The sequence below is a fragment of the Polaribacter sp. genome, assembly GCF_965660385.1.
Classification (GTDB): Bacteria; Bacteroidota; Bacteroidia; order Flavobacteriales; family Flavobacteriaceae; genus Polaribacter.
In genome coordinates this window covers 1-3697 of record NZ_CBFHZT010000106.1, presented here as the reverse complement: position 1 = coordinate 3697, position 3697 = coordinate 1, and the positions used below count along the sequence as shown (strand labels likewise).

General features: G+C 30.0%; 3 protein-coding genes and 1 pseudogene. 1 reads left to right on the top strand and 3 read right to left on the bottom strand.

Annotation, left to right across the window (positions count from 1 at the left end; genetic code table 11):
* Window positions 1-1106, bottom strand: a pseudogene (locus ACTG3V_RS15195) (S41 family peptidase); the annotation flags it as partial.
* 73 nt (window positions 1107-1179) lie between these two features.
* Between ACTG3V_RS15195 and ACTG3V_RS15190 the strand changes: the two are divergent.
* Window positions 1180-1644, top strand: a complete 465-nt coding sequence (locus ACTG3V_RS15190; RefSeq protein WP_439133022.1) for a MaoC family dehydratase — start codon at window positions 1180-1182, stop codon at window positions 1642-1644.
* Window positions 1645-1674: 30 nt separating this feature from the next.
* Here the strand turns inward: ACTG3V_RS15190 and ACTG3V_RS15185 are convergent, their stop codons facing one another.
* Entirely contained in the window at window positions 1675-2106 is a 432-nt protein-coding gene (locus tag ACTG3V_RS15185) for a hypothetical protein (RefSeq protein WP_439133021.1), read from the bottom strand.
* Between the two features lie 97 nt (window positions 2107-2203).
* Window positions 2204-3697: hypothetical protein (locus tag ACTG3V_RS15180; protein ID WP_439133020.1), on the bottom strand; the 1494-nt coding region annotated here is incomplete at its 5' end.

Genomic DNA, 3697 nt, shown 5'->3' with positions numbered 1-3697 from the left:
CTACTATAAATCACAGCTTCTCCTTTATTATCCCAAGAAACAAAGCGTTCATTTTCTGGAGTATTTGTAAGCCTTTTTGTGAAAGATTTATCAACTGAGGTTACAAAAACTTCACCTCTTGCAATAAAAGCAATTTCTTTACCATTTGGTGAAACCGCCATTTCTTGAATACCACCATTAACTGAAATAAATTTTTCTGTGTTTTCTTTATCTTGCGTGATGATGTTTACGTTTACCTTTTTTGGTTTTTCACCTTCTTTCATGGTGTATAATTCGCCATCATAACCAAAAGAAATCATACCATTAGCCACACTTAAAAAACGTACAGGATGTACTGTAAAATTAGTAAGCTGCTCATCAACTTTAGTGTCTAAAGCCATTTTATGAACATTAAAAGTGCCACTTCTTTCACTTAAATAATACATGCTTTTTTCATCTTCACTAAAATAAGGATGTCTGTCTTCAGCAGTGTTTGTGGTAATCATGGTGTGCACATCTCTTTCGGAATTATAGTGCCAGATATCTCTTGTTATCGAAGAAGTATGATGTTTTCTCCATTCATTTTCCCCACCTTTTTTATCGTGATATAACATGTTTTTTCCATCTTTTGAATAGTTTACATATTCAGCAGGAAATGTAAAAATCTGCGAAACTCTCCCAGAATTAACAGGAACACTATACAATTCAGATTGAGATCTATGTGGATGTTGTCTATGATTCACGTCATCTTGTCTTAATGCACCAAAAACAACTTCTTTATCATTATAAGAAAATGTAAAAGGATGCTCATCATTAGAATGAAATGTAAGTCTTGTGGCTTTGCCACCTGCTGAATTCATTACAAAAATGTCGAAATTTCCATATCTGTTAGATGCAAAAGCAATTTTAGAGCCGTCTTTACTCCAAATTGCCTTAAAATCGTGAGCACTGTGATAGGTTAATTGAGTTGCAGTTCCGCCATTTGTATTTACCTTGTAGATATCACCTTTATAGGTAAAAGCAATTTGGGTTCCATCTGGAGAAATGGATGAATGCCTCATCCATTGTGGAGTTTGACTTTGAATTGAAAATGATAAAAATGCAATTAAGATTAGGAATGGTTTCATTGTTGAAAATTTTTGTCTAATTTAATCAATTGAAATAGTATTTAAACTATAATTAATCATAATATATGTAAAAATGAAAAGATTGGTATTTGAAAATTTTGAAGCCTTTAAATTGATGATAGGGAAGGAGTTGCCTATTGGAAATTGGTACACGATTACACAGCAAATGATAAATGACTTTGCAAATGCAACATTAGATAAACAATGGATTCATATTGATGAAGAAAGAGCGGCTAAAGAAAGCCCGTTTAAAAAAACGGTTGCACATGGTTTTATGTCTGTAGCCATGATTTCTAGAATGTTAGAAGAAGCTTTTGAAATTAAATCTGTGCAAATGGGCTTGAATTATGGCTTAAACAAAGTGCGTTTTCCAAACCCTGTACTTGTAAATAGCGAATTAAGAATGCATACCACTGTTAAAGCAATTGAAACTATTGCGAATAACGGAATTAAAATTACATTTTTATGTACTATAGAAATTAAAGGCCAAGAAAAACCAGCTTGTGTAGCTGAGTTTTTGGCTGCTTTGTATGAATAGAAAAGTTAATCTTGATACGTATAAACCTTACTATTTTAAAATCCCCTCTTTAATACATCTGCTGGAATGCCCAATAAGAAAAAGACCAATAAGCACTGTTAAAATTGGCGTTATTAAACCTGTATTTCCATAAACTTCGTAAGCATTGGCGATAAAGAAATTGTAAATTAATTGGACAATAATGCCTATAAACGAAATTGTAAAACCAGTTTTTGCTATTTTTTTCTTAAAAACTAATAGCAAACTAGATAGTAATCCAAACCAAACAGCAACTGCAAAGGCTGCCACTGCCCAAGATGGAGCATTTTCTATGATAGCGAGTTGATCTTGTGGAATAGCAGCTTTGATTTCATCTGTCATAAATGCTTGACCTAAGTATGCGAATACGCCCATTAAATTCCAAAGAATTGCTAAAGTACCAATTACCCAAAAGGTTTTTGACGGTTTTGTAGTTGTTGCCATATAAAGTAAATGTATTTGTTGATGTTATAAATATAAGATTTTATTGTAAACTATTACATAAAGTAATGAATTTGAGTAACAAAAAATATAATAAGCGTTAATTTTTGCAATTCAAAACCATTACTTTCTTGCTACCTTTAGCGTGATTGTACATGACAAACTTACCATTATTGTAGCTTCCTAAATAAGGGATGTATCTTGTTTTTCCTTTATTATCTTGAATTTTTTCATAATCTAAATTACCATCAAAATCATACACAAAAGCATATAAAGCTGTAGATTCAAACCAACCTTTAGATACTTTTAATCTTCCATCACTTTTATCTTTGAGTTTTTTGCCCGAATTTAGTAAAATAAATAATTTATTATTATTTAAAAATGCGTTATAAGAAGGTTCAGTAGCTCTTTTAAAAATACTTCTTCCCCATTTTAAATTGCCATTAGCATCTAATTTTGTAATTAAAATATCATCATAATGATAGGTGGTCATGTAATAACCTCCATTCATTCCGTTAGAAACATAAACTTGTACTACATAAAATTCCTCTGCAATTAAAAAAGTATTTCCATAGTCATCCTCTAAAATATAATCTAAATTAAAGCTAGTTAATTCGGAATCTTTTTTACTTTTTGCATTTCTGTAGCCATATAAGTCTTCAAATACTTTTGTAGGTAAAACTGTTTTCTTTTTGTTAATAATGGATAATGTGGTTTTATCCACAGAAAACTGACTAACGCCTTTAATTCCAAATACTTTATCTTGAGAATAATAACCTATTGACCTGAGGTTATCTTTGTAAAAAGATAAATTCATGCTTTTAATATATTCATCTTCTTTAAGTTCTATTTTTCCTGTTGTGATGTTGTTTTGATCAACTTTTGTAATCACATAAGAATAATTGGCTTTTGCTTTTTTTCTTTCTCGTTTACCTTTAAAGTATTCTTTACCAATGCTAAAAACAGCGCCATCATTATCTACAATCATATCAGATGAAGAATAGTACTTTTCTTCATTTGCATAATATCCTTTGGTAAAAATTAATGAAAGTGTTTTTGCATCAAAAAGATGAACATCATAAGAATTAGAATTCTTTTTTACGTTATCTGTAGTGATGGCAATAAATTTCTTATTGGGTGATATGGAAAAATTTGTTTGTCTCTTGTTTTGACCAGAAAATAAAGAGCTTTTCTTTTTAACGGTAGTATTTAACAAGGTTGTTTTTGTGGTATTGAAAGTAGACAAATCTAAAGTGTAACAGTTTAAAATTCTTTTTATTTTTGATGGACTTTCTACCATAAAAATTCTCATCTGATTATTGTAAAAAAATTCTCCAACAAAACGCTCTTTTTTTTCAAGTTGTACAGATTTTATTTTCTTTCCTTTGGTATTTTCATCAAAAGTTTCAAAAATTAAAGTTGATCTGCTTTTTCTCGCAACAAGCGTAAGATTTTGATTGGTTGTATAAATGCTTAAAATAGTGGTTGATTTATACTGATCTTTATAAGCCTTACTTTCTTTTATATCGAAATAAGAAGTTTGGGCAGAAAAATTTAAAGAGATGCATAAAAAAAGTAGAAAAATATTCAGGTA